At 71.4% G+C, this 24,052-nt stretch carries 23 protein-coding genes; 8 read left to right on the forward strand and 15 right to left on the reverse strand.

Annotated features, from left to right (window positions below; genetic code table 11):
- Nucleotides 1-43: 43 nt before the first annotated feature.
- The 4 genes from nadC to D9C15_RS11615 form a co-directional block, all read right to left on the reverse strand.
- Nucleotides 44-910 (reverse strand): carboxylating nicotinate-nucleotide diphosphorylase, encoded by an 867-nt coding sequence (gene nadC / locus D9C15_RS11600; protein ID WP_127997597.1) that lies wholly within the window; start codon nucleotides 908-910, stop codon nucleotides 44-46.
- Nucleotides 910-2,019, reverse strand: coding sequence for a quinolinate synthase NadA (gene nadA, locus D9C15_RS11605; protein ID WP_127997598.1), 1,110 nt, complete (start codon nucleotides 2,017-2,019; stop codon nucleotides 910-912). Before nadA ends, nadC begins: the two co-directional genes overlap by 1 nt.
- 73 nt (nucleotides 2,020-2,092) lie before the next feature.
- On the reverse strand, nucleotides 2,093-3,346 hold the full coding sequence (locus tag D9C15_RS11610) for a hypothetical protein (RefSeq protein ID WP_127997599.1): 1,254 nt from the start codon (nucleotides 3,344-3,346) through the stop codon (nucleotides 2,093-2,095).
- 138 nt (nucleotides 3,347-3,484) lie between these two features.
- Nucleotides 3,485-4,303: an AraC family transcriptional regulator gene (locus D9C15_RS11615; protein WP_127997600.1), complete on the reverse strand. Its 819-nt coding sequence runs from the start codon at nucleotides 4,301-4,303 to the stop codon at nucleotides 3,485-3,487.
- A 64-nt stretch (nucleotides 4,304-4,367) separates the two neighbouring features.
- Here D9C15_RS11615 and D9C15_RS11620 point away from each other — a divergent pair, with 64 nt between their 5' ends.
- Entirely contained in the window at nucleotides 4,368-5,621 is a 1,254-nt protein-coding gene (locus D9C15_RS11620) for an MFS transporter (RefSeq protein ID WP_127997601.1), read from the forward strand.
- Nucleotides 5,618-7,360 carry a thiamine pyrophosphate-binding protein gene (locus D9C15_RS11625; protein ID WP_127997602.1) on the forward strand — a complete coding sequence of 581 codons (1,743 nt, stop codon included), beginning with the start codon at nucleotides 5,618-5,620 and terminating at the stop codon, nucleotides 7,358-7,360. The genes D9C15_RS11620 and D9C15_RS11625 overlap by 4 nt, the downstream gene beginning before the upstream one ends.
- On the opposite strand, the gene yedA is transcribed toward D9C15_RS11625, so the two are convergent.
- Complete coding sequence (gene yedA, locus D9C15_RS11630) at nucleotides 7,344-8,258, reverse strand: drug/metabolite exporter YedA (protein ID WP_127997603.1); 915 nt, start codon at nucleotides 8,256-8,258, stop codon at nucleotides 7,344-7,346. The genes D9C15_RS11625 and yedA overlap by 17 nt on opposite strands.
- A 94-nt stretch (nucleotides 8,259-8,352) precedes the next feature.
- Between yedA and D9C15_RS11635 the strand changes: the two genes are divergently transcribed.
- Entirely contained in the window at nucleotides 8,353-8,844 is a 492-nt protein-coding gene (locus D9C15_RS11635) for an Lrp/AsnC family transcriptional regulator (protein ID WP_127997604.1), read from the forward strand.
- On the forward strand, nucleotides 8,841-9,341 hold the full coding sequence (gene rraA / locus D9C15_RS11640; RefSeq protein WP_127997605.1) for a ribonuclease E activity regulator RraA: 501 nt from the start codon (nucleotides 8,841-8,843) through the stop codon (nucleotides 9,339-9,341). Before D9C15_RS11635 ends, rraA begins: the two co-directional genes overlap by 4 nt.
- Here rraA and D9C15_RS11645 read toward each other — a convergent pair.
- Complete coding sequence (locus D9C15_RS11645) at nucleotides 9,338-10,702, reverse strand: TrpB-like pyridoxal phosphate-dependent enzyme (protein WP_127997606.1); 1,365 nt, start codon at nucleotides 10,700-10,702, stop codon at nucleotides 9,338-9,340. The genes rraA and D9C15_RS11645 overlap by 4 nt on opposite strands.
- A 118-nt stretch (nucleotides 10,703-10,820) precedes the next feature.
- On the opposite strand from D9C15_RS11645, the gene D9C15_RS11650 reads away from it, so the two are divergent.
- Nucleotides 10,821-11,489, forward strand: coding sequence for an energy transducer TonB (locus D9C15_RS11650; RefSeq protein WP_127997607.1), 669 nt, complete (start codon nucleotides 10,821-10,823; stop codon nucleotides 11,487-11,489).
- Here D9C15_RS11650 and serB read toward each other — a convergent pair.
- The 4 genes from serB to mfd all read right to left on the reverse strand — a co-directional run bounded on the left by serB (nucleotide 11,480) and on the right by mfd (nucleotide 17,445).
- Nucleotides 11,480-12,217 carry a phosphoserine phosphatase SerB gene (gene serB / locus D9C15_RS11655; RefSeq protein ID WP_127997608.1) on the reverse strand — a complete coding sequence of 246 codons (738 nt, stop codon included), beginning with the start codon at nucleotides 12,215-12,217 and terminating at the stop codon, nucleotides 11,480-11,482. The genes D9C15_RS11650 and serB overlap by 10 nt on opposite strands.
- A 12-nt stretch (nucleotides 12,218-12,229) precedes the next feature.
- Nucleotides 12,230-12,727 carry a DUF4405 domain-containing protein gene (locus D9C15_RS11660; RefSeq protein ID WP_127997609.1) on the reverse strand — a complete coding sequence of 166 codons (498 nt, stop codon included), beginning with the start codon at nucleotides 12,725-12,727 and terminating at the stop codon, nucleotides 12,230-12,232.
- A 96-nt stretch (nucleotides 12,728-12,823) separates the two neighbouring features.
- Nucleotides 12,824-14,002: an MFS transporter gene (locus D9C15_RS11665; RefSeq protein WP_127997610.1), complete on the reverse strand. Its 1,179-nt coding sequence runs from the start codon at nucleotides 14,000-14,002 to the stop codon at nucleotides 12,824-12,826.
- Complete coding sequence (mfd, locus tag D9C15_RS11670) at nucleotides 13,999-17,445, reverse strand: transcription-repair coupling factor (RefSeq protein ID WP_127997611.1); 3,447 nt, start codon at nucleotides 17,443-17,445, stop codon at nucleotides 13,999-14,001. The genes D9C15_RS11665 and mfd overlap by 4 nt, the downstream gene beginning before the upstream one ends.
- Nucleotides 17,446-17,540: 95 nt before the next feature.
- On the opposite strand from mfd, the gene ispD reads away from it, so the two are divergent.
- Together ispD and ispF are read left to right on the forward strand one after the other, a co-directional pair.
- Entirely contained in the window at nucleotides 17,541-18,242 is a 702-nt protein-coding gene (ispD, locus tag D9C15_RS11675) for a 2-C-methyl-D-erythritol 4-phosphate cytidylyltransferase (RefSeq protein WP_127997612.1), read from the forward strand.
- On the forward strand, nucleotides 18,239-18,748 hold the full coding sequence (gene ispF, locus D9C15_RS11680) for a 2-C-methyl-D-erythritol 2,4-cyclodiphosphate synthase (RefSeq protein WP_127997613.1): 510 nt from the start codon (nucleotides 18,239-18,241) through the stop codon (nucleotides 18,746-18,748). The genes ispD and ispF overlap by 4 nt, the downstream gene beginning before the upstream one ends.
- 10 nt (nucleotides 18,749-18,758) lie before the next feature.
- Here the strand turns inward: ispF and D9C15_RS11685 are convergent, their stop codons facing one another.
- The 4 genes from D9C15_RS11685 to ompR all read right to left on the reverse strand — a co-directional run bounded on the left by D9C15_RS11685 (nucleotide 18,759) and on the right by ompR (nucleotide 22,341).
- Nucleotides 18,759-19,463, reverse strand: coding sequence for an SDR family oxidoreductase (locus tag D9C15_RS11685; protein WP_127997614.1), 705 nt, complete (start codon nucleotides 19,461-19,463; stop codon nucleotides 18,759-18,761).
- A gap of 76 nt (nucleotides 19,464-19,539) precedes the next feature.
- On the reverse strand, nucleotides 19,540-20,133 hold the full coding sequence (locus D9C15_RS11690) for a TetR/AcrR family transcriptional regulator (RefSeq protein WP_127997615.1): 594 nt from the start codon (nucleotides 20,131-20,133) through the stop codon (nucleotides 19,540-19,542).
- 69 nt (nucleotides 20,134-20,202) lie between these two features.
- On the reverse strand, nucleotides 20,203-21,531 hold the full coding sequence (locus D9C15_RS11695; protein ID WP_127997616.1) for a sensor histidine kinase family protein: 1,329 nt from the start codon (nucleotides 21,529-21,531) through the stop codon (nucleotides 20,203-20,205).
- A gap of 75 nt (nucleotides 21,532-21,606) precedes the next feature.
- On the reverse strand, nucleotides 21,607-22,341 hold the full coding sequence (gene ompR / locus D9C15_RS11700) for an osmolarity response regulator transcription factor OmpR (protein ID WP_112189658.1): 735 nt from the start codon (nucleotides 22,339-22,341) through the stop codon (nucleotides 21,607-21,609).
- A gap of 174 nt (nucleotides 22,342-22,515) precedes the next feature.
- Here ompR and D9C15_RS11705 point away from each other — a divergent pair, with 174 nt between their 5' ends.
- On the forward strand, nucleotides 22,516-23,220 hold the full coding sequence (locus D9C15_RS11705) for an SIMPL domain-containing protein (protein ID WP_127997617.1): 705 nt from the start codon (nucleotides 22,516-22,518) through the stop codon (nucleotides 23,218-23,220).
- Nucleotides 23,221-23,223: 3 nt separating this feature from the next.
- On the opposite strand, the gene D9C15_RS11710 is transcribed toward D9C15_RS11705, so the two are convergent.
- Nucleotides 23,224-24,006, reverse strand: a complete 783-nt coding sequence (locus D9C15_RS11710; protein ID WP_127997618.1) for a 3-hydroxybutyrate dehydrogenase — start codon at nucleotides 24,004-24,006, stop codon at nucleotides 23,224-23,226.
- Between the last annotated feature and the right edge of the window lie 46 nt (nucleotides 24,007-24,052).

Genomic DNA, 24,052 nt, shown 5'->3' on the forward strand with positions numbered 1-24,052 from the left:
GGTCGTCCGGGGGCTATCGGCAGCCGGCGGCGCGGCTGTAGGGTCAGAGGCGCTCGATCACGCGCATCGAGAGATCGATCGCACGCACATGCTTGGTCAGCGCGCCGATCGAGATGCGGTCCACGCCCGTGGCGGCGATCTCGCGCAGCTGCTCGAGCTGAACCCCGCCGGAGACCTCCAGCTCGGCGCGGCCGGCGTTCAGCGCCACGGCCTCGCGCATGCGCGCCAGGTCGAAATTGTCCAGCAGCACGCTGGTGGCGCCCTCGGCCAGGGCCTCGGCCAGCTGCTCGAGCGACTCGACCTCGATCTGGATCTCGACCCCGGCGTCCAGCGCGCGCGCCTGGCGCAGCACCGCGGCGACGCCGCCCGCCGCCGCGATGTGGTTCTCCTTGATCAGGATGCCGTGCCACAGCGCCAGGCGCTGGTTGCGCCCGCCACCCACGCGCACGGCGTACTTCTGCGCCTGACGCAGTCCGGGAATCGTCTTGCGGGTGTCCAGGATGGCGCAGCCGCGCGGATTGGGCGAGGCGCCGGCGATCGCGTCCACATGCGCTCGCGTCACGGTGGCCGTGGCCGAGAGCAGCTGCAGGAAGTTCAGTGCCGGCCGCTCGGCCGAGAGCAGGGCGCGGGCATTCGCCTCGATGCCGCACAGCACCGCGCCGGCCGCGACACGCTCGCCATCGGCGGCGTGCCAGTCGATGCGCGCTGCCGCGTCGAGCGCGTGCAGGCAGCCGTCGAACCAGTCGCGCCCGGCCAGCACCGCGTCCTCGCGCACGATCACACGGGCCCGCACGCGCTGCGCGGCCGGCACGAGCAGGGCGGTCCAGTCGCCGCGGCCGATGTCCTCGGCCAGCGCGTCGCGGATGTTGCGCTCGCGCGCCTGCTCGAGGGTCTCGTTCGTCTCGACCATCAGGCCGCCCCGAGGTTCTTCACCACGCCGGGCGTCTGCACGCTGGCCGGGTGCTGCGCCACGAAATCGAGCATGCGCTCGATGCAGCCGAGCGCCTGCGCGCGGGTCGGTTCGGGCACGACGATCTCGCCCTGGCCGGTCTCCAGGCAGTGCACCACGCCCTGCAGCGCGTTCATCGCCATCCACGGGCAGTGCGTGCAGGCCTTGCAGGTGGCGCTCTCGCCGGCGGTGGGAGCCTCCAGCAGCGTCTTGCCCGGGGCGAGCTGGCGCATGCGGTGCAGGATGCCGCGGTCGGTGGCGACGATGTAGGCCGGCGCGTCGTGCTTCAGCACGGCGTTCAGGATCTGGGTCGTCGAGCCCACCACGTCGGCCTGGTCGACCACGCTCTTCGGCGACTCCGGGTGCACCAGCACCAGCGCGCCGGGGTGCTGCTTCTTCAGCAGGCCGAGCTCCAGCCCCTTGAACTCGTCGTGCACGATGCACTCGCCGTTCCACAGCAGCATGTCGGCGCCGGTCTGCTCGCGGATGTAGCGGCCGAGGTGGCGGTCCGGCGCCCAGAGGACCTTGTGGCCCTGGTCCTTCAGGTGCTTGACGATCGCCAGCGCGCAGGAGCTGGTCACCATCCAGTCGGCGCGCGCCTTCACGGCCGCGCTGGTGTTGGCGTAGACGACCACCTGACGGTCCGGGTGGGCGTCGCAGAAGGCGGCGAACTGGTCGGGCGGGCAGCCCAGGTCGAGCGAGCAGGTCGCGTCGAGATCCGGCATCAGCACGCGCTTGTCGGGCGACAGGATCTTGGCGGACTCGCCCATGAAGCGCACGCCGGCGACCACCAGCGTCTTCGCGGCATGGTCGCGGCCGAAACGCGCCATCTCGAGCGAATCGGCCACGCAGCCGCCGGTCTCGAGCGCCAGGTCCTGCAGGTCGCCGTCGACGTAGTAGTGCGCCACCAGCACGGCGCCGTGGCGCTGCAGCAGCTCGGCGGCGCGCGCCTTCCATTGCTGCCGCTGCGTGGGCGTGAGCGGCTCGGGCACCTTGGCCCAGGCCTGCGCGGTGCAGCTCGCGCCGGCGCTGTCCTGGCGGGTGTAGTCGAAGAGAACCTGGCTGGTCATCGCACAATCCGGGCGGGCCCCTCGGCCCGCGGGACAGCGATGTTAGCCCTGCGGCTGCCGTGCGGCCGGCAGGCTAGAGCAAGCCCTTGTCGAGCTCCATCAGCTTGTAGCGGGCCAGCGGCAGGTTGGTGCGCTGGCGGTCCAGCAGCACGACCACGAACACCTCCGGGTAGCGCGCCAGCACGCGCATGACCTGCTGGCGCTGCGCGGTGCTGGTCATGATCTCCTCGACCGGCCCGCCCAGGCCCATGCCGGCGGCGGCGTGCCGGTGGTCGCGCAGCACCTGGGCACAGGCGGAGCCGACCACGTCCATGTCGACCGGGTGGTCTTCGCGCAGTTCGCGTGCGAGCACGAGGCCGGTGGTGGCGTCGACCGCGGCGCAGGCGAGCATGCCTTCGAGCGGCAGCATGTCGGCCAGCGCCTGGCGGGCGCGCGCCGGGTCGAGCACGGCGCGGCCGGCGCGCGCGAGCGGCACGGTCGTCTGGGCCGGCCGCGCCTGCGGCGCGTTCAGCTCTGCCACCTTGATCAGGTACTCCGGCGCGGCGGGCTTGGGCGCGTGGTCCCAGTCGGGCTGCAGCTTGACCAGGTTCCACACGCCGAGCATCGCATTCCACACCGACGAGGCGCTGATCAGCGGCTCGTCGATCACGTGCAGGTGCAGCCGGGCCGGCCACTGCACCGCGCTGATCTTGTTGGCCACCCACACCGCGTTGGGCGGCAGCATGAAGAGCAGGTTCGGGCAGCGCCAGTTGGGCAGGTCCACCGCGTGCCGCAGCGACTGCAGCAGCGCGTCGATGGCGTGCGGCTGCATCGAGCCGACGATCACCGTCGTCATGTGGCTACGTTCCATCAGTGCCACCGGGATCTCGGCGTTCTCGGCGCCGGGCGCACGCACGTCGGCGTGGTAGATGTTGAGCTTGTCCTCGTGGCGGCGGATCAGGCTGGTGCGCTCGATCATCGCGAGGGTGCGCAGCGTGCCCTGCTCGCGCAGGTGCAGACGCTCGATCGGCTGACCGCCGGCATCCGACAGCGCCTTGACGACCGAGGAAGCCCAGACGCCGGTCGGGTCGAGCAGGGTGATCTGGCGCGTGGCGGTGCCGAGGTCGGCCCGCGTGGTGGCGAAATGCTCGCGGATGGCGGCGGCGGGCGAACCGCTGACGACCAGGTCCTTCAGGTGGCGGTCCACCATCTGGCCGCGTTCGTTCACCTCGGTGGCCACGCTCTCGAGGATGGCGGTGGCGGCAAAACCGCCGTCGGCCTCGGCGGCCGCCTGCCGGCGGCGCGGGTCTTCAGCCGGGCCGAGTTCGCCGAACAGGGACTTCAACATGCGTGGCTCCTACGGGATCGCCCGGGTGGAAGCCTGCATTCTGTTACGGGGTGCACCGGCGCGGCCAGGGGCAGTTGCAAGCCCTGTCGCAAAACGTCAGCAGGCCCCGCATTCGCGGGTGGGCCCGGCCGCGGACCGTCAGGCGAAGAAGTGCGACGGCGGCGCGCCGAGCGTGCGGCGCACCATGGCCGAGAAGGCGCTGGCACTGGCGTAACCGAGCTCGGCCGCGATATTTGCCATCGGCAACTTTCGGGCCGAGAGGCCGAGTGCGTGGGCCAGCAGCACCTGCTGGCGCCATTGCTGGAAAGTGGTGCCGAGTTCGCTGCGGAACAGCCGTGCCACGGTGCGCGGGCTGGCGCCGGCCTGGGCGGCCCACTGGTCGAGCGTCGACCAGCGCGTCGGCTGCTCGAGCACCGCCTCGCAGAGCTGGCGCAGGCGCTTGTCACGCGGCAGGTCGACGCCCAGCCGTACCGGCGCGGCGCGGCGCAGTTCGTCGAGGATCAGCGCGACCAGGCATTGCTCGCGTTCGCTCGCGGCGCCCGGGCCGGGCGCGGTGTCCAGGTGCACCACCAGTTCGCGCAGCAGGGGCGACACCTCGAGCACGCGGCAGGCCGTCCAGAGCGAAAACGGCGTCGCGCCGGCGTCCGCGGCGTCCGGGAAACGTGCCGACCGGTGCACGTAGAGGGTGCGGATCTCGGCATCCTCCACCGCCGCCACGGCATGTTCGACCCCCGGTGGAATCCACAGCGCCCGGGTCGGCGGCACGAGGTAGGTGCTGTGCGCCGCGCTCATGCGGATCACGCCGGTGCTGGAGAAGGCGACCTGGGCCCAGTCGTGGTGGTGCGGCACGATCCGGGCCGAGGCATTCATGCGGCGCAGCTTGGCGCGCAGCGGGCGCTCGGGCGTGGGCGCGTAGGCCTGGGGGTCGGCTGGTGGCAGCAGCGTTGGGCTTGGCATGATCTCGACAGAACTTGACCCGCTATCGTAACTGCGCCGCGGGCCGTCGTCCTACAGTGCGGCCATGTCCTCCACGACCCTGTCCCCCGCGCCGCTTCGAGACGACGCCCGCACCATCACCCTGGTCGGTGTCGCCCATGGCACCTCGCACTTCTTCCACATGCTGCTGCCGCCGCTGTTCCCGCTGTTCATCCGGGACTTCGGTCTGAGCTATTCCGAACTCGGCCTGCTGGTCAGCCTGTTCTTCGTGATCTCGGGCATCGGGCAGGCACTGTCGGGCTTCCTGGTCGACCGGGTCGGGGCGCGGCCGGTGCTGTTCGCGGCGCTGTCCTGCTTCGTGCTCGCCGGGGTGGCCACGGCACTGGCGGACGGCTACGTCGGCCTGGCGCTGGCGGCGGCACTGTCGGGGCTGGGCAATTCGCCGTTCCATCCGGTGGACTTCACCATCCTGAACAAGCGCGTTTCGACGGCCCGCCTCGGCCACGCGTTCTCGGTGCACGGCATCTCCGGCAACCTGGGCTGGGCGGCGGCGCCGGTGTTCATGACGGCGGTGACCGCCGCCACCGGCTCGTGGCGCTGGGCGGCCGCCGGCGCGGCGCTGTGGGCCCTGCTGGTGCTGGTGCTGATGGTGCTGCAGCGCCGGGCGTTGGACGACCGCGCCGGCGCAGCGCTGCTGCGTGGCGCATCAGGCACCGCCGCGGTCACGGCCGAACACCCACTGGCCTTCCTGCGCCTGCCCTCGGTGTGGCTGTGCTTCTCCTTCTTCTTCTGGTCGACCTGCGCCTTGTCGGCGGTGCAGAGCTTCGCCGGCCCGGCGCTGCAGGCGCTGCATGGCCTGCCGTTGTCGATCACGTCCTTTGTCGTCACCGGCTACATGCTGTGCGGCGCGGCGGGAATGATCGCCGGCGGCTTCCTGGCCGCGCGCAGCGAGCGGCTCGAACGCGTGATCGGCGCGAGCCTGGTCGGCGGCGCGGTGCTGCTGCTGCTGGCCGGCTGGTCGGCGCTGCCGGGCATGCTGGCTGCGGTGCTGGCGGCGCTGGCGGGTTTCGGCACCGGCCTGGCCGGGCCCTCGCGCGACATGCTGATCAAGCGCGCCGCGCCGCCGGGCGCCACCGGCCGTGTCTACGGCACGGTGTACTCGGGCCTGGACCTGGGCTTCGCCACGGCCGCGCCGGTGTTCGGCGCACTGCTCGACCACGGCTCGCCCTCGAGCGTGTTCGTCGGCGCGGCCTTGACCCTGCTGGCAGGTGTCGCCTCGGCGGCGCTGGTGGGTGCGCGCGTGGCGCCGTCGCCCGCGACGGCGAAAATGGCGGCATGACCGCCGACGCCGCGACGTCTCCATCCACCCCTCCGGATCGCCTCGCCGGCCACGTGCTGGTCGAGGCGCTCGTCGCGCAGGGCGTCGACACCGTGTTCGGCGTGCCGGGCGAGAGCTTCCTCGCGGTGCTCGACGGCTTCCATGCGCACCGCGAGCGCATCCGCTTCATCGCCTGCCGGCAGGAGGGTGGGGCGGCCTTCATGGCCGAGGCGGCGGGCAAGCTGAGCGGCCGCCCGGGCGTGTGCATCGTCACGCGCGGTCCCGGGGCCACCAACGCCAGCATCGGCGTGCACACCGCGTTCCAGGACAGCACGCCGCTGCTGCTGCTGGTCGGTCAGGTGGCTGCCGACCAGCGCGACCGCGAGGCGTTCCAGGAACTCGACTACCGCCAGTTCTTCGGCCCCGGCACCTTGGGCATGGCGAAATGGGTCGCCGAGGTCGATCGGGCCGACCGGCTGCCCGAGTACGTGGCGCGGACCTTCCACGTGGCGCTGCAGGGCCGGCCCGGCCCGGTGGTGCTGGCGCTGCCCGAGGACATGCTGACCACACGCACCGCCGCGCCGGTGCTGCCCCGGGTCGAGCCGGCGCAGGCCTGGCCCGCACCCGGGCCGCTGCGCGACCTGCGTGCGCTGCTGGTCGCGGCGCAGCGGCCATTCGTGATCGCCGGCGGCAGCGGCTGGGACGCCGAGGCTGCACGTGCCCTGCAACGCTTCGCCGAGAACTGGCAGCTGCCGGTGGGCTGCGGCTTCCGATTCCAGGACTGCTTCGACAACCGGCACCCGCTGTATGCCGGCGACGTCGGCATCGGCATCAACCCGGCGCTGGCCCAGCGCATCCGCGCGGCCGACCTGGTGATCGCGCTGGGCGTGCGCCTGGGCGAGATGACCACCGGCGGCTACACGCTGCTGGCGGCACCGTGCCCGGCGCAGAAGCTCGTGCACCTGCATGCCGGGGCCGAGGAGCTGGGTCGGGTCTACGCGGCCGACCTGTTGCTGCAAGCCTCGGTGGGCAACGCGGCGAAGGCGCTGGAGTCGCTCACCGCGCCACCGCAACTGCCCTGGGGCGGCTGGACCGCTTCGGCCGGGGCCGACTACGCCGCCAACCGCGTGCCCCAAGCCGTCGAGCCGCTCGACATGGCGCAGGTGATGCTGACGCTGCAGCGCCTGGTGCCCGAGGACACGGTGTACACCAACGGCGCCGGCAACTTCAGCGGCTGGCTGCACCGCTATGTGCAGTACCCGGGCCTGCAGCACCACGGCCGTACGCAGCTCGCGCCCACCGCCGGGGCCATGGGCTACGGCGTGCCGGCGGCCATCGCCGCGGCGCTGCTGTACCCGGATCGCACGGTGGTGAACATCGCCGGCGACGGCGATTTCCTGATGACCGGCCAGGAGCTCGCCACCGGCACGGCCTACGGCGCCGGCCGCGGCCGTGGGCGCCTGATCAGCCTGGTGGTCGACAACGGCGGCTACGGCACGATCCGCATGCACCAGGAGCGCGAGTACCCCGGGCGTGTCAGCGGCAGCACGCTGGTCAACCCCGATTTCGCGATGCTGGCGCGCGCCTACGGCTGGCACGCGGCCCGCGTCGAGACCACCGCGCAGTTCGAGCCGGCACTGCGCGAGGCGCTGGCGCAGGAACGCCCGGTCCTGCTGCACCTGAGGCTCGACGCCGAGATCAGCACCTCGCGCACCACGCTCTCGGCGATCCGCGACGCGGCGCTCAGGCGCGCGACCTGAGCGCCGTGCCGCGCAGCATCAGCACCACGCCGACCAGCACCACGCCGGCGGCGAGCCACTCGAAGCGCGTCACCACCTCGCCGAGCACCGCCACGCCCAGCAGCATCGCGATCACCGGGTTGACGAAGGTGTAGCTCGAGGCCAGCCCGGCGCTCGCATGCGCGAGCAGGTGCATGTAGGCGTTGAAGGCAATCAGCGAACCGAACACCACCAGGTAGCCCCAGGCCGCGGCGGCCTGGGGCTGCGGCGGCCAGTGCGGGCGCTCGCCGGTGATCAGCGCCAGCCCCATCAGCACCACACCGCCGCACAGCATCTCGCTGGCGAAGCCCATCGCGCCGGGCGCCAGCGGCAGGCGCCGCTGGCTCAGCACGCTGCCGAGCGACCAGCTGGCGCAGGCCACCATGATGGCGGCCAGACCGGCCGGCGAGGCCTGGAAGCCGGCGCCCTGGGTCAGCATCAGCACGCCGGCCAGGCCGACCACGATGCCGGCCAGTTCCAGGCGGCCGGGCACGATGCCCCAGAGCCGGTTCAGCGCCGCGATCATCAGCGGCACCACCGCGATGAAGGCCACCACCAGGCCCGAGCCCACGGTCTGCTCGGCCATCGCCGTGCCGCCCATGCCGCCGCCCAGCATCAACGTGCCGACCACCAGCGCGTGCGCCCATTGGCGGCGGCTCGGCCAGGCGGCACCGCGCCAGCGCATCCAGGCCGCGAGCAGGGCCCCGGCGGCGAGGAAACGCGTGCCCATCTGGAAGAAGGGCGGGAAACTGAGCAGGGCGAACTTGATGGCCAGGTAGGTCGAGCCCCAGACGATCCAGGTGGCGGCCAGGCAGAGCCACAGCAGCGGCGTCAGGGTGGGTGCAGCGGGGCGCACGGCGGGCAGGGCATGGGTCGTCATGGGCAGCATCGTATGAAGGTGGCGCTCGTCGATCCATAGGAAAACAAAGTTCCCCAGGGCACAATGACCACGCATTTCAAGGAGATTCGCGGACATGGCCTTGAACACCGAACTCGACGCCCACGACACCCGCATCCTCGCCGAGCTGCAGGGCGACGCCCGGCTGACCATGGCCGAGCTGGGCCGGCGCGTGCACCTGAGCCAGCCGGCCGTCACCGAGCGGGTGCGCAAGCTCGAGGCGGCCGGCGTGATCACCGGCTATCGCGCGACGGTGGACCTCACCAAGCTCGGTTACGGCATCCGCGCGCTGATCCGGGTCGGCCGCGCCGAGTACGCGCGCGTGGTCAAGCTGATCCAGCAGACGCCCGAGTGCATCAATGCCTACAACGTGACCGGCGAGGACAGCTGGATCCTCGAGATCGCCGTGATCGACGTGGCGCACCTCGACGCGGTGGTCACCAAGTTCTGCATCCTCACCGAGACGGCCACCTCCATCATCCTCAACCCCGCGCGCGAGCACCAGCCCATGCTGCCGCCACAGCGCGACAGCGTCCGCCCGCCGATCAGGAAAGTGATCAACGCATGAGCACGACCCCCGCGTTCTCCACCTGCGACCTGTGCGATGCGCACAAGGGCGACACCGACGGCGCCTTCCGCGTGCTGCCGCCGGTGTTCCAGCGCTACGGCGGGCGCAGCACGTTCTGCGGCCCGGTCGTCACCGTGAAGTGCTTCGAGGACAACACGCCGGTGAAGGCGGCGCTCGAGTCGCCCGGCGCGGGCCGCGTGCTGGTGGTCGACGGCGCCGGCTCGCTGCGCCGCGCGCTGGTCGGCGGCAACATCGCCGCGGCCGCGGCGAAGAACGGCTGGGCCGGCGTGCTGGTCGACGGCGCGGTGCGCGACAAGGCCGAGCTCGCCGCGGCCGACGTCGGCCTCGTCGCGCTGGCGCTGATGCCGCTGCCCACCGAGCGCAAGGCGCCGGGGCAGACCGGCATCGCGGTGCAGGTGCAGGGCGTCTGGGTGCGCCCGGGCGACTGGCTCTATGCCGACGAGGACGGCATCGTCGTGATGCCGCAGCCGGCCTAGGCCGGCACCGAGGGCAGCCCGGCCAGCGCCATCGCCAGCTCCTTCTCGTCGTAGGGCTGGTCGACCAGCTTGCCGGCCATGTAGTTGCTGTAGGCCGACATGTCGAAGTGGCCGTGGCCGCACAGGTTGAAGAGGATCACCTCCGAGCGGCCCTCGCGCTTGCAGCGCAGCGCCTCCTCGATCGCGCCCTTCACGGCGTGGTTGGCCTCGGGCGCCGGCACGATGCCCTCGCTGCGGGCGAACAGCACGCCGGCCTCGAAGCAGGCGTTCTGGTGGTAGGCCACCGCCTCGATCAGGCCGAGTTCCTTGAGGTGCGAGACCAGCGGCGCCATGCCGTGGTAGCGCAGGCCGCCGGCGTGGAAGCCCGGCGGCGTGAAGGTCGAGCCCAGCGTGTGCATCTTGGTCAGCGGGGTCAGGTGGGCGGTGTCGCCGAAGTCGTAGGCGTACTTGCCGCGCGTCAGGCTCGGGCAGGCGGCCGGCTCCACCGCGACGATGCGGCGCTTGCGTCCGCCGCGCAGCTGCAGGCCCAGGAACGGGAAGCTGATGCCGGCGAAGTTGGAGCCGCCGCCGGTGCAGCCGACCACCACGTCCGGGTCGTCGCCGGCCATCTCCAGCTGTGCGATCGCCTCCTGTCCGATGATGGTCTGGTGCATCAGCACGTGGTTCAGTACCGAGCCGAGGGCGTACTTGGTGTCGTCGTGCGTGGCCGCCACCTCCACCGCCTCGGAGATGGCGATGCCCAGCGAGCCCGGGTGCTCCGGGTTCTGCGCCAGGATGGCGCGGCCGGCGTTGGTCTCCATCGACGGGCTGGCCACGCAGCGCGCGCCGTAGGTCTCCATCAGCGCGCGGCGGTAGGGCTTCTGGTCGTACGACACGCGCACCTGGTAGACGGTGACCTGCAGGCCGAACAGCGCGCCGGCGAAGGCCAGCGAAGAGCCCCATTGCCCGGCGCCCGTCTCGGTGGCGATCTTGCGGATGCCGGCCTGCTGGTTGTACCAGGCCTGCGGTACCGCGGTGTTCGGCTTGTGCGAGCCGGCCGGCGACACGCCCTCGTACTTGTAGTAGATCTTCGCCGGCGTGCCGAGTGCCTTCTCGAGCCGGTGCGCCCGCACCAGCGGGGCCGGGCGCCAGAGCCGGAACACCTCGCGCACCGGTTCGGGAATCTCGATCTCGCGCTCGGTGCTGACCTCCTGCGCGATCAGTTCCATCGGGAACAGCGGTGCCAGGTCGTCCGGGCCGACCGGCTGCAAGGTGCCCGGGTGCAGCACGGCCGGGGCAGGCACGGGCAGGTCGGCCTGGATGTTGTACCAGTGGGTCGGCATCCGGCTTTCGTCGAGCAGGTACTTGGTGGGCGCGCTCACGCAGGGCTCCTCGTCAGGTTGATGGTCCATGCTAGGCACTGTGGCGTGTGTCACGGCCTCAGGTTTTCCCCCGCCGCGGCGCCGCACGAATGGAGCTTGCGCTGGAACAATGTCCGTCATGTCCCGCCTGTTGATCGCCGCCGCCGCGCTGGCCCTGCCGGCGCTCGCGCAGCCTGCGCCGGAGCCGGGCGAGCGCACGCAGCGCGCCGCCGACAACCCGTTCCGCATGATCATCGAGGCGGCCAAGATCAAGTCGCGCAAGGCCGGCGGTGACAAGCCGGCCGCGAAGGCGGCGCCCGCCATCCCGGCTGCGCCGCCGGCGCCGGCGGTGGTGGCCAGGCCGCCGCTGCCGCCTGCCGAACCCGCGCCCGAGGCCGCGGATGATGCGCCGCCGGTGCCGCTGGTGGTGGTGGCGCCGCCGCCGCGCGAACAACCCGAGTCGACCGTGGTGACGGTGGAGGCTGCACCGGTTCCGCTGCCACCCGTGGCCGGGCCGGACGGCGAACCCGAGGCACCGCCGCCTGCGCCGGCACTGCCGCCGCTGCGCCTGCTCGAGGTGGTGGAGCCGGTCACGCCGCGGGCGCTGATCGGCCAGCTGCGCGGCGAGGTGCGCGCTCAGGTCAGCTTCACCGTGGCGCCCGACGGACTGGTGCGCGAGCCGCGCGTGGACAGCATCAGCCATCCGCTCATGACATCGTCGGTGCTGCAGGCGGTGCGCCAGTGGCGCTACCAGGCGATCCCCGAGCCGCGCGCGCACGGCGTCGAGATCGTGCTGCGTCAGGACTGAGCCGGCGGCGGGCGCAGCACCTCGAGCGCGCGGTCGAGCCCGCCGGACTGGATCGCGATCATCGCCTTCTCGGCCACCGCTGGCTTCGGGTGGTAGGCGATCGAGAGGCCGGCCACGCCCATCATCGGCAGGTCGTTCGCGCCGTCGCCGACGGCGATCGCCTGGGCCGGCTCGATGCCCATCAGCTCGCACACCTCGAGCACCACGCGGCGCTTCTCGGCGCCATCGCAGATGTCGCCCCAGGGCCGCTCGAGCAGCGTGCCGGTGAGCCGGCCGTGGGCGACGCCGAGCGTGTTGGCACGGGCGAAATCCAGCCCGAGCCGGCGCCGCACGCGTTCGCTGAAGAAGGTGAAGCCGCCGGAGACCAGCAGCGTCTTCAGCCCGGCCGCCTGGCAGGCGCGCACCAGCGCCTCGGCGCCCGGGTTGAGCTGCAGCTTGTGGTCGTAGACCCGCTGCAGCGCCGCCTCGGGGGCCCCGGCCAGCAGCGCGACGCGCCGGCGCAGGCTTTCCTTGTAGTCGGCGATCTCGCCGCGCATCGCGGCCTCGGTGATCTCGGCCACCTCGGCCTTGCGCCCGACCTCGGCGGCGATCTCGTCCACGCACTCGATGTTGATCAGCGTGGAGTCCATGTCGAAGGCGATCAGCCGGAAGTCGGCCAGCCGCAGCGGCGGGGTGAAGCCGCGGATGAAGAGGCCGTGGGCAAACTCGACGCTGGCGGTGCTCGACATGGGGCGGCGATGTTAACCGCCGGCCGGCTTCAGCACGCTGCTGAGCAGGCGCATCTGGTCGCCGAAATTGCTGCCGGCCAGGGTCCTTGCGGTGTCGGCGTCGCTCGCGGGCGCATGCCCGGCGGCGCTCAGGCGCTCGCGCATCACCTCGGGCGTCGTGCGTGCCACCTGGGCCAGCACCGGCACCGGCGCGTCGACCAGCGCACGCATCGCGCCCATGAACGGCGGGCCGTCGCCCTGGGCGCCCAGCGGCAGGAAGCTCGCCGCCAGCAGCAGCGCGGCCACGCCCAGCGCGGTGCGGCCGCGCCAGCCGGCCAGATGCCGCCTGAGCCCGGGCCAGTTCACCGCCGCGTGCCCGGCCACGCCGGCCACCAGCACCCAGCTGAGCCACTCGTGCGCCGTCTTGTTCAGGCCGCTGTCGAGGTGGAAGAACATCAGCACGCCCGTCACCGCGAGCAGCCCGAAGGCGCCCATCGTGAGTGGCGTGATCCAGTCGCGTTGCAGTCTCATGGGACCCTCCTGGTGTCGATGTTCACCATGCTGCCGCCCGCGCTTGTCGCGCCTGTGCGCGCGATGTTGCGAGACGGTAAACGCGTTTGGTCTGGATCAAGCTTTCGGCGCGGCACGCATGGCGCCACCGCGCAGCACGCCCGAGACCAGGAAGCTCAGCAGCACCAACGGCAGCCCGACGCCGAAGGACCAGCGGATGCCGGCATGCTCGGCCACCAGGCCCAGCAGCGGGGGCGCGAGCATGAACGACACGAACGCGGTCTGTGCCAGCGCGGCCACGTTCACCGCCGCCGGCCGGTCGCGGCGCTGCGCCGCGGCCGACATCGCCAGCGGGAACAGCACGCTGGTGCCCATGCCCATCAGCGCGAAGCCGAGCAGCGCGAGGGCGGCGTTCGGCGCGAAGAAGACGATCAGGTTGCCCGCGCCCAGCACACCCAGCAGCACGCGCGCCACGACCACCGGGCTGTGGCGCTCCACATGGCGGTCGGCCAGGTAACGGGTCACCGCCTGCGCGAAGGCACCGGTGGCCACGGCCAGCGCGCCGAGGTAAGCCGGCGCCCCCTGGGCGTCGCGCATGTAGATGGCCGACCAGTCGAAGCCCGCGCCCTCGAGCACCAGGCCCGACAGCGAGAGCGCCACCAGCGCCATGATGCCCAGCGTCGGCGCCGCGAAATGGGGTGTTTCGCCACCATGGTCGTCGCTGCGCGCCGGCGCAGCCTCGAAGCGGCCGAGCAGCAGCACCGTCAGCACGAGGGTGAGCGGCACCATCAGCGCGAGCTGCCATTGCGGGCTCATGCCCAGCCGTGCGCACACCGTGCCCAGCGCGCCGGCGCCGAAGAAGCCGAAGCTCCAGAACGCATGGGCGCGGTTCATGATGCGCCGCCCCTCGCGGTGCTCGACCCGGTCGGCCTCGAGGTTGACCACCACCTCGATCGCGCCGATCAGCAGGCCGGCCGGCAGCAGGATCAGGAACAGCGCCAGCGGCCCCTGCGCGTGAGCCGCCAGCGCATACCAGACCGGGATCGCCGGCGGCACCACCAGCAGCATGCGGCGGTGCCCGATGCGCTCGATCAGCCGGCCGCCAAAGCTCAGCGAGACCAGCGTGCCGACCGCCGCGCCGATCAGGCCGAGGCCGAGCTGGCCTTCGCTGACGTCCATCGTGCGCTGCAGTTCGGCCAGGCGCGGGAAGAAGCCGCCGAAGCCGAAGGCGTAGAGGAAGAAGCCGGCGAACACACGGCGGTGCGCGGACATCTCCAGGCCGACGGAGCGGATCATGCGGCTTCCGCGGCGCGCGGCACGCCCAGCGACCTGAGCACGTCGCGCACCAGCTGCGCGCGGGCCTGCGGGTCGGGCGTGTCGCGCTCGATGCGCAGCTTGTCGTTGCCGGCCAGCTTGATGTGGCGGTTCTTCTGCACCAGCTCGATGATCTTCTGCGCGTCCACCGGCGGATTCGGGCGGAAGCTGATCACCATCAGCCTGGGCGCCGCGTCGACCTTCACCACGCCGTAGGGCCGGGCCAGCACGCGCAGGCGGTGCACGTCGAACAGCGTCCTGCCCTGCGGCGGCAGCTTGCCGAAGCGGTCGGTGATCTCCTCCAGCAGCGCGTCGATCTGCTCGGTCTTCTCGGCCGTGGCCAGGCGCTTGTAGAGCGACAGCCGGGTGTGCACGTCGCCGCAGTAGGCATCGGGCAGCAGCGCCGGCGCGTGCAGGTTGATCTCGGTCGCGGCATTCAGCGGCGAGAGCAGGTCCGGCTCGCGGCCCGCCTTCAGCGAGCGCACCGCCTCGGCCAGCATGTCGTTGTAGAGCTGGAAACCGACCTCCATCATGTTGCCGCTCTGGTTCTCGCCCAGCACCTCGCCGGCGCCACGGATCTCCAGGTCGTGCATCGCGAGGTAGAAGCCGGAGCCCAGCTCTTCCATCGCCTGGATGGCCTCCAGGCGCTGCGCGGCCTGCTTGGTGAGACCCTCGACATCCGGCACCAGCAGGTAGGCATAGGCCTGGTGGTGCGAGCGGCCGACCCGGCCGCGCAGCTGGTGCAGCTGGGCGAGGCCGAACTTGTCGGCCCGGCTGATCACGATGGTGTTGGCGCTCGGCACGTCGATGCCGGTCTCGATGATGGTCGAGCACAGCAGCAGGTTGAAGCGCTGGGCGACGAAGTCGCGCATCACGCGCTCGAGCTCGCGCTCGGGCATCTGGCCGTGGGCCACGCCGATGCGCGCCTCGGGCAGCAGCTCGGCCAGCTTGTCGCGGCGGGAGAGGATGGTCTCGACCTCGTTGTGCAGGAAGTAGACCTGCCCGCCGCGCTTGAGCTCGCGCAGCACCGCCTCGCGAATGGTGCCGCTGCTCTCGTTGCGCACGAAGGTCTTGATCGCCAGGCGCCGTTGCGGCGCGGTGGCGATCACCGAGAGGTCGCGCAGCCCCTCGAGCGCCATGCCCAGCGTGCGCGGGATCGGCGTGGCGGTGAGCGTCAGCACGTCGACCTCGGCGCGCATGGCCTTGATGGCTTCCTTGTGGCGCACGCCGAAACGGTGCTCCTCGTCGATCACCAGCAGGCCCAGGCGCTTGAACTTGACGTCCGGCGAGAGCAGCTTGTGGGTGCCGACGACGATGTCGATCGAGCCGTCCGCCAGGCCCTCGAGCGCGACCTTCACTTCCTTGGCGGAGCGGAAGCGCGACAGCTCGGCCACCTTGACCGGCCACTTGCCGAAGCGGTCGGCGATGGTCTGGTAGTGCTGCTCGGCCAGCAACGTGGTCGGCGCGAGGATGGCCACCTGCTTGCCGCCCGTCACCGCGACGAAGGCGGCGCGCAACGCCACCTCGGTCTTGCCGAAGCCGACGTCGCCGCACACCAGCCGGTCCATCGGCTTGGGGCTGACCAGGTCCTGGATCACCGCATGGATCGCGGCCTGCTGGTCGGGTGTCTCCTCGAAGCCGAAGCTGGCCGCGAACGCCTCGTAGTCGTGCGGCGTGAAGCGGAACGCATGGCCCTCGCGCGCGGCGCGACGGGCGTACAGGTTGAGCAGCTCGGCCGCCGTGTCGCGCACCTGCTCGGCCGCCTTGCGGCGCGCCTTCTCCCACTGCCCCGAGCCGAGCTTGTGCAGCGGCGCTTCCTCCGGGCTGACGCCGGTGTAGCGCGCGATCAGGTGCAGCTGCGCGACCGGCACGTAGAGCGTCGCCTTGTCGGCGTACTCGAGGTGCAGGAACTCGCTGGGCCCGTCGCCGAGATCGATGGTCATCAGCCCGACGTAGCGGCCGATGCCATGGTTGACATGCACCACCGGGTCGCCCGGCTTGAGCTCGGAGAGATCCTTGATCAGCGCGTTGACGTCGCTGACCTGCTCCTGCTTGCGGCGCCGCCGCGCGGTGGGCGTGCTGGCGAAGAGCTCGGTCTCGGTGACGAACTGGATCGCGCGCTGCTCGGCCGGCTCGTGCCAGAAGAAGCCCTCGGCCAGCGGCGCGGCGGTGATCGCGAAGTGCTCGTCACCGGCCTCGAACTCGGCCAGCGAGGCCACGGTCGGCGGCTCGAGCTTGTTGTCGCGCAGCAGTTCGAGCAGGCTCTCGCGCCGGCCGTCGCTCTCGGCCACGATCAGCACGCGGTGCGGCGTGCTGGCCAGGTGCCGCTGCAGGCGCTGCAGCGGCTCGGGTGCGCCGCGCTCGGCGCTCAGGTCGGGCAAGGGCCGCGCCCAGTCGAGCGGCTCGCTGCCGCGCAGCGCGAGCGTCGCGAACCCGCCGGCCAGCGTGAAGAACTCCTCCTGGCGCAGGAACAGTTCCTCCGGCGGCAGGATCGGCCGCTCCTTGTCGTGCTGCAGGAAGCGGTGCCGCTCGCGCGTGTCGGTCCAGAAGCGGTTCAGCGCCTCGTCCACCGTGCCGTGCAGCGCGAGCATCGTGTCGGCGCCGAGGTACTCGAAGACGGTCGCGGTCTGGTCGAAGAACAGCGGCAGGTAGTACTCGATGCCGGCGGTGGCGATGCCGGTGCCGATGTCCTTGTATAGGCGCACCTTGGTCGGGTCGCCTTCCATCTTCTCGCGCCAGCGCGCACGGAACGCGGTGCGCGCCGCCTCGTCCATCGGGAACTCGCGGCCGGGCAGCAGGCGCACCTCGGGCACGGGGTAGAGGCTGCGCTGCGAATCGGGGTCGAAGGTGCGGATCGAGTCGACCTCGTCGCCGAACAGGTCCACCCGGTAGGGCACCGGCGAACCCATCGGGAACAGGTCGATCAGCCCGCCGCGCACCGCGTACTCGCCCGGCGAGACGACCTGGCTGACGTGGCTGTAGCCGGCCAGCGTGAGCTGCGCCTTCAGCGCTGCCTCGTCGAGCCGCTGCTTCTGCTTGAAGTGGAAGGTGGTGCCGGCCAGGAAGCTCGGCGGTGCGAGCCGCACCAGCGCCGTGGCGGCCGGCAGCAGCACCACGTCCACGTCCTTCTGCAGCATGCGCCAGAGCGTGGCCAGGCGCTCGGAGATCAGGTCCTGGTGCGGCGAGAAGGTGTCGTAGGGCAGGGTCTCCCAGTCGGGGAACACGGCCACGCGCAGCCCCGGCGCGAAGAACGCGAGTTCGCCCTCGAGCCGCTGCGTGTCGGCCGGCTCGGCGGTCACGATCGCCAGGCGTTGCTTCTGCGCCGCCTGCGCCTGTGCGACGCGGGCGAGCAGCAGCGCATCGGCGGAGCCGAGCGGGCGGGGCAAGGTGTAGCGCTTGCCGGCGGCGATGACCGGGATCAGCATCGGTGCGAGGACAGGCAAAGCAAAACGCCCCGCGAGGCTGGTCCCACGGGGCGATGCGAGTGGCGAATTATAGAATTCGAGTCTCTTTCGCCCCGATGACCGACGCCGATTCCCCCCGCTGTTATGCGCTGCTGCCCTGTGCCGGCACGGGCAGCCGTTCCGGGGCCGCTCAACCGAAGCAGTACGTGTCCATCGCGGGCCGGCCGATGGTCGCGCACACGCTCGCGGCGCTGGCCGCGGTGCCGCGCCTGGACGCCACGCTGGTGGTGCTGTCGCCCGACGATGAACGGTTCGAGGGGGCCATCCCAGGCTTCGAAGGCCAGCGCGGCTGGGTCGCGCGCTGCGGCGGCGCGACCCGTGCGGAGACCGTGGCCAACGGCCTGGCCGTTCTGGCCGAACGCGGCGTGCGCGAGCACGACTGGGTGCTGGTGCACGACGCCGCGCGCTGCCTGGTCGAGCCGGCCTGGGTGGACCGCCTGATCGATGCCTGCCGGGACGACGCGGTCGGCGGCCTGCTCGCGCTGCCGCTGGCCGACACGCTCAAGCAGGAGGAGGGCGGACGTGTCGCCGCCACCTTGCCGCGCGCGCACAAGTGGGGCGCGCAGACGCCGCAGATGTTCCGCCTCGGGCTGCTGCGGCGCGCGCTGGCGCATGCCGGCGCGGCGGTGACCGACGAAGCGAGCGCGGTCGAGGCGCTCGGCCTGCGCCCGCTGCTGGTCGAAGGCGACGCCGCCAACCTGAAGATCACCTGGCCCTCGGACTTCCGTCTCGCCGAGGCCCTGAAAGGATCGCGATGACTGCCCCGAATCTGCCGAACCTGCGCATGGGCGAAGGCTGGGACGTGCACGTGCTGGTGCCCGACCGCGCGCTGGTGCTCGGCGGCGTGACCATCCCGCACAGCCACGGGCTGCTCGGCCACTCCGACGCGGACGCGCTGTGCCACGCCATCACCGACGCGCTGTTCGGCGCCGCCGCGATGGGCGACATCGGGCACCACTTTCCGGACACCGACGAACGCTTCCGGGGCGCCGATTCGCTGGCGCTGCTGGCCGAGGCGGGGCGGCGCATCGCGCAGGCCGGCTGGCAGGTGGTCAACATCGACAGCACCATCGTCGCCCAGGCGCCCAAGATGGCGCCGCACCTGCTGGCGATGCGTCAGCGCATCGCCACCGCCCTGGGCATCAAGACCGAGCAGGTCAACGTGAAGGCGAAAACGGCCGAGAAACTCGGTCCGGTCGGGCAGGGCGAGGCGATCGAGGCGCGCGCGGTGGCGCTGCTGTTCTCGCGCCGGCCACCCGCCTGACCCGCCGCGCTCAGCGCCCGAGCGATGCCACCGTGCCGCCGGGGGTCGACAGCGCCTGCTTGACCTGCTGCGTGATCGTGTCGGCCAGCACCTCCGGCAGCCCGGCCTCGAGCCCGTCGAGCGCGCGTGCGACCACCTGCGCCGGCGTGCTCTTGGGCACCTCGAGGCCGGCCGTCAGCTCGGTGTCGACGAAACCCATGTGCAGCGCCGTCACCTGCGTGTGCTGGGCCGCCAGTTCGTGGCGCAGCGCATTGGTCAGCGACCAGGCGGCGGCCTTGCTCATGGCGTAGCTCGCGAGCGCGCCGCCGTTCACCCACGACGCGACCGACAGTACGTTCAGCAGCGCCCCGCCACCCTGGGCGGCCAGCACCGGCGCGAAGGCGCGGCTCAGGCGCAGCATGCCGAAGAGGTTGGTCTCGAGATGCCAGCGCGCGGTCTGCTCGGCGTCTTCGGCGAGGAAGGCGCCCAGGCGGGCGATTCCGGCGTTGTTGACCAGCAGCGTCAGGTCGCGCGCCTGGGCAGCTGCGGCGGCCACTTGCTCGGGGCTCGTCACGTCCAGCGCGAGCGGCACGACCCCGGGAAGGTCGAGGCGCGACGGGTCGCGCACCGCGGCGTAGACCTTGCGCGCGCCGCGCTCCAGCAAGGCCTGGGCAAAGGCGCGGCCGATGCCGCGGTTGGCACCGGTGACGAGGGCGACGGAATCACGGATCTGCATGTGGGGCTCCAGTAGAAAAGATGACAGACGTCATATAAAGGGACGAAGAAACCGACCGGTGCGGTAGGCGCCGGCCTCAGCGGGACGGGGAGGCCGAGTCGAACGACTCGAGCAGCGATTGGCGGGCGGCGGTCAGCGCGGCACGGCCTTCGGGGTTGTCGCCCAGCGCACGCGCCAGCTGCAGTGCGCCCACCAGGGTGGACGCAACCGCGAACGCCTGTGGCTGCAGCGTGGGTGTCAGCGTGCTCCGCACGGTGTCGATCAGGTGCCGCACGCGGTCGCTCGAGGCGGCGCGAACCGACTCGGGCTGGCGTGGCATGTCGGCGGCGAGGGCGGCCACCGGGCAGCCGGCATCCAGCGCCGCGAGGTGCTGGTCGGACAGGTAGCTTTCAACCAGTGCCCGGAAGCTGCTCAGGCCATGTGCGCTGCAGGCACGCACCGCCTCGGCGACCACCGCGCCGCTGTCGCGCGCGGCGCGCTCGAGCGCTTCGACGATCAAGGCCTCGCGGTTGGCGAAATGGGCATAGAAGCCGCCGTGGGTCAGCCCGGCCTCGCGCATCACGTCGGCCACACCGACGCCGGCATAACCCTGGCGCCGCAGCGCACGGGCCGCGACCGCGAGGATGCGGTCATGGGTCTCTTCCTTGCGGCTGTTCGGGATGCGGGCCATGGCGTCGACTGAATGTGATGACAATCATATTCATGATCGGCCCGCACGTCAACCGGGTCGCCGCACGGCTCAGGGCGCCTTCTTCAACCGGATATGGCAGACCAGTCCGCCGTCGTGGGCGTTGGTCACCTCGAAGGTGCCGCCCATGCGCTGCACCGCCTTGTCGACGATCGCCAGGCCCAGCCCGGCGCCGGTGGCGGCGGTGCGGGCCGCGTCACCGCGGAAGAACGGCGTCGTCAGCTGCGACAGCTTCTTCGGGTCCACGCCGGGGCCGTGGTCGCGCACGCTGACGATCACCCACGGGCCGGTGCGCGCGTAGGTCACGTCCACGTGGGCGATGCCGGTGTTGGTGCTGCGCCCGTAGCGCCGCGCGTTCTCGAACAGGTTCTGCAGCACGCGGCCGAGTTCGGTCTCGTCGGCCATCACCTTGGTATCGATCGCCACGCGCGAGGTGATGCGGATCTGGCTGGTGTCGCGGAACGCCGCCATCTCGCGGTCGACCAGGCCGGACAGGTGCACCGGCGTGAGCTTGACCTCGCCGGGGCGCGCGTAGTCCATGAACTTGTCGATGATGGCGTCGAGCTGGTCGATGTCCTGCGCCATGTTGCGCTTGGCCTCGTCGTCCTGCACGCTCATCTCGGCTTCCAGCCGCAGGCGCGCCAGCGGCGTGCGCAGGTCGTGGCTGATGCCGGCCAGCATCACCGCGCGGTCCTCCTCGACCTTGGCGAGCTCGCGCGCCATGCGGTTGAAGCCCATGTTGACCTGGCGGATCTCGCTGGTCAGCGTGGTTTCGTCCAGGTGCGAATCGAACTCGCCCTCGCGGATGCGGCTGGCGGCGAACGAGAGCTCCTGCAGCGGCCGGTTGATCGCGCGCGCGATCGCCGCCGAGCCGAACACCGTGGCCAGCAGCGCGATGCTGCTCCACAGCAGCAGCGTGCTCCAGGAGATCGCGGTGACGCGGGTCGGGTCGGCCTGCAGCCAGTACGGGTCCTTGTCGATCGTGAAGCCGACCCACAGCCCCGGCGCCTTGTTCACCGAGCTGGCCACCAGCGTGTCCGGGCCGAGCTGGGCGCGCAGCTCGGCGGCGATCGCGCGCGAGAAGCGGTCCACTTCGAAGGGCTCCCACTGGTCGCCCGGCTCGCGCGGCGCCAGGCGCACCGACTCCTGCTTGGACATGCTCTTGATCAGCGCGACCCGGTTGATCGTGTCGCTCGCGTTCAGTGCGGTGCGCGCGAGGTTCACGAGGCCGGCGATCTGCTGCGCCGCCTGCACCGCACGCGGCTCGAACTCGAGCGCGCGGAAGGTCTGCGTCCAGGCCAGCACGCCGCCGGCCAGCAGCAGCGCCAGCAGGAAGAAGGTGCGCCAGAACAGGCTCAGGGCGACGGTGTTGCGGGCCATTCAGGAATGGGCGGCCGGGGGGACGAAAAAAACGGCCCCGGGGTCGGGGCCGCGGTCGGGTCTGTGGATGCTGCCTCAGGACGTGCCGTCCGGCACGAACACATACCCTACGCCCCACACGGTCTGGATGTAGCGCGGCTGGGCCGGATCGGGCTCGATCATCTTGCGCAGGCGTGAGATCTGCACGTCCAGGCTGCGGTCGAAGGGCTCGAACTCGCGCCCGCGCGCCAGCTGCGCCAGCTTGTCGCGCGAGAGCGGCTGGCGCGGGTGGCGCACCAGCGCCTTGAGCATCGAGAACTCGCCGGTGGTCAGCGCGATCTGCTCGCCGTCCTTGCTGAGGCGGCGCAGCGCCAGGTCGAACTCGAACGGCCCGAAGGTGACCGTCTGCGCCTCCTTGGCGGGCGCGCCGGGCGCCTCCAGCGTCGGGCGCCGGCGCAGCACGGCGTGGATGCGCGCGAGCAGCTCGCGCGGGTTGAAGGGCTTGGGCAGGTAGTCGTCCGCGCCGACCTCGAGCCCGACGATCCGGTCCACGTCCTCCACCTTGGCCGTCAGCATGATGATCGGCGTCACGTCGTTGGCCGCGCGCAGGCGGCGGCAGATCGACAGCCCGTCCTCGCCGGGCAGCATCAGGTCGAGCACGATCAGGTCGACCGTCTCGCGAGTCAGCACGCGGTTCAGCGCCTTGGCGTCCTCGGCGAGCAGGACCTCGAAGCCCTCCTGCGTGAGGTAGCGGCGCAGCAGGTCGCGGATGCGGGCGTCGTCGTCGACCACCACGATGCGGTCGGGACGCTGATTGGGATTGGTTGCCATGGCGACCTCCGAACTTGTAACAGCCGGGATTCTGCGCAGGTTTGCAGGGCATTCCGGGGCACCTGACCACCTGTTACAAACTTTGCCCAGGGTCTGCCGCGGGCTGTTTCACCCCAGGCGGACAGGCCTCACGTATAAGCCCGCATCGCATTGTCAGATCGGAGAAACCGAGCCATGAAGAAGTCCCTGCTGCGTTCATCGCTGCTGCTGGCCGCCATCGCCGGGCCGGCCTTTGCCCAGGCCGACACGCCGCCGCCGCAGGGCGTGGTGGCGCTGTCCGCCAGCGCCAGTGTCGACGTGACGAAGGACTTGCTCAATGTCACGTTCTCGACGACACGGGAAGGGGCCGATGCGGCGGCCGTGCAGTCGCAGCTGAAGCAGGCGCTGGATGCGGCGCTGGCCGAGGCGAAGAAGGTCGCCAAGCCGGGCCAGCTCGAGGTGCAGACGGGCAATTTCTCGCTCTACCCGCGCTACGCGCCCAAGGGCGGCATCAGTGGCTGGCAGGGCAGCGCGGAGCTGATCGTCGACGGGCGCGACATGCCCGCCATCGGCGCGCTCACCGGGCGCATCACCACGCTGTCGATCGCGCGGGTGGGCTACGGCCTGTCGCGCGAGCTGCGCGAGAAGGTCGAGGGCGACGTCGCCGCGCAGGCCATCGCGCGCTTTCGCGCCAAGGCGGCCGACTACACCAAGCAGTTCGGCTACGGCAGCTACACCGTGCGCGAGGTCAACGTGAACGCCGATTCGCCGGTGATGCTGGCCACGGCGCCGACGCTGCGGGCCAAGGCGATGTCGGCGCCGTCCGACGAATCCTTGCCCGTGGAAGCGGGCAAGGGCACGGTCACCGTGAACGTCAACGGCACGGTGCAGATGAAGTGATGCTCACTGGGCCGTCCAGCCCCCATCGACGGCCCAGGCCACGCCCTTGACGTTGTCGCCCGCCGACGAGCACAGGAACACGGCCAGCTCGCCGAGCTGCCGAGGCGTGGTGAACTGCAGCGAGGGCTGCTTCTCGCCCAGCAGCTGACGCTTGGCCTCGTCGACGGGCAGCCCGCCCGCCGCAGCGCGGGCGTCGATCTGCTTCTGCACCAGCGGCGTGAGTACCCAGCCGGGGCAGATCGCGTTGACCGTGACGCCGGTGGTGGCCGTCTCCAGCGCGGTGGCCTTGGTCAGGCCGACGATGCCGTGCTTGGCCGCCACGTAGGCCGACTTCTGCGCCGAGGCCACCAGCCCGTGCGCCGAGGCGATGTTGATGACGCGGCCCCAGTTCTTCGCGCGCATCGCGGGGATCGCCAGGCGCATGGTGTGGAAGGCCGAGCTGAGGTTGATCGCGATGATCGCGTCCCACTTCTCGACCGGGAAGTCCTCGACGTTGGCCACGTGCTGGATGCCGGCGTTGTTGACGAGGATGTCGACGCCGCCGAACTCCTTCGCGGCGTAGGCCATCATCGCCTCGATCTCGGCGGGTTTGCTCATGTCCGCGCCGTGGTAGCCCACGCGGATGCCGTGGGCCTTGCCGGCCGCAGCCACCTGGGCCTTCGGGCCTTCGGCATCGCCGAAGCCGTTGAGCACGATGTTGGCGCCCAGTGCGGCCAGGCATTCGGCCACACCGAGGCCGATGCCGCTGGTCGAGCCGGTGACGAGGGCGGTCTTTCCTTTCAGCATGAGCTTCTCCGATGGGTGTTGCTACAGTCGATTATCGAAGAGGAGC

The organism is Piscinibacter defluvii (genome assembly GCF_004011805.1).
In the GTDB taxonomy this organism is placed as follows: Bacteria; Pseudomonadota; Gammaproteobacteria; order Burkholderiales; family Burkholderiaceae_C; genus Piscinibacter; species Piscinibacter defluvii.

Coding starts and splice junctions, on each gene's coding strand:
- D9C15_RS11685 (WP_127997614.1), bottom strand. CDS start 19,463: ATGCAGATCCGTGATTCCGTCGCCCTCGTCACCGGTGCCAACCGCGGC.
- ispF (WP_127997613.1), top strand. CDS start 18,239: ATGACTGCCCCGAATCTGCCGAACCTGCGCATGGGCGAAGGCTGGGAC.
- rraA (WP_127997605.1), top strand. CDS start 8,841: ATGAGCACGACCCCCGCGTTCTCCACCTGCGACCTGTGCGATGCGCAC.
- D9C15_RS11710 (WP_127997618.1), bottom strand. CDS start 24,006: ATGCTGAAAGGAAAGACCGCCCTCGTCACCGGCTCGACCAGCGGCATC.
- D9C15_RS11625 (WP_127997602.1), top strand. CDS start 5,618: ATGACCGCCGACGCCGCGACGTCTCCATCCACCCCTCCGGATCGCCTC.
- serB (WP_127997608.1), bottom strand. CDS start 12,217: ATGTCGAGCACCGCCAGCGTCGAGTTTGCCCACGGCCTCTTCATCCGC.
- D9C15_RS11620 (WP_127997601.1), top strand. CDS start 4,368: ATGTCCTCCACGACCCTGTCCCCCGCGCCGCTTCGAGACGACGCCCGC.
- ispD (WP_127997612.1), top strand. CDS start 17,541: ATGACCGACGCCGATTCCCCCCGCTGTTATGCGCTGCTGCCCTGTGCC.
- D9C15_RS11690 (WP_127997615.1), bottom strand. CDS start 20,133: ATGGCCCGCATCCCGAACAGCCGCAAGGAAGAGACCCATGACCGCATC.
- nadA (WP_127997598.1), bottom strand. CDS start 2,019: ATGACCAGCCAGGTTCTCTTCGACTACACCCGCCAGGACAGCGCCGGC.
- nadC (WP_127997597.1), bottom strand. CDS start 910: ATGGTCGAGACGAACGAGACCCTCGAGCAGGCGCGCGAGCGCAACATC.
- D9C15_RS11615 (WP_127997600.1), bottom strand. CDS start 4,303: ATGCCAAGCCCAACGCTGCTGCCACCAGCCGACCCCCAGGCCTACGCG.
- yedA (WP_127997603.1), bottom strand. CDS start 8,258: ATGACGACCCATGCCCTGCCCGCCGTGCGCCCCGCTGCACCCACCCTG.
- D9C15_RS11665 (WP_127997610.1), bottom strand. CDS start 14,002: ATGATCCGCTCCGTCGGCCTGGAGATGTCCGCGCACCGCCGTGTGTTC.
- D9C15_RS11695 (WP_127997616.1), bottom strand. CDS start 21,531: ATGGCCCGCAACACCGTCGCCCTGAGCCTGTTCTGGCGCACCTTCTTC.
- D9C15_RS11660 (WP_127997609.1), bottom strand. CDS start 12,727: ATGAGACTGCAACGCGACTGGATCACGCCACTCACGATGGGCGCCTTC.
- mfd (WP_127997611.1), bottom strand. CDS start 17,445: ATGCTGATCCCGGTCATCGCCGCCGGCAAGCGCTACACCTTGCCCCGC.
- D9C15_RS11610 (WP_127997599.1), bottom strand. CDS start 3,346: ATGTTGAAGTCCCTGTTCGGCGAACTCGGCCCGGCTGAAGACCCGCGC.
- D9C15_RS11635 (WP_127997604.1), top strand. CDS start 8,353: ATGGCCTTGAACACCGAACTCGACGCCCACGACACCCGCATCCTCGCC.
- D9C15_RS11650 (WP_127997607.1), top strand. CDS start 10,821: ATGTCCCGCCTGTTGATCGCCGCCGCCGCGCTGGCCCTGCCGGCGCTC.
- D9C15_RS11705 (WP_127997617.1), top strand. CDS start 22,516: ATGAAGAAGTCCCTGCTGCGTTCATCGCTGCTGCTGGCCGCCATCGCC.
- ompR (WP_112189658.1), bottom strand. CDS start 22,341: ATGGCAACCAATCCCAATCAGCGTCCCGACCGCATCGTGGTGGTCGAC.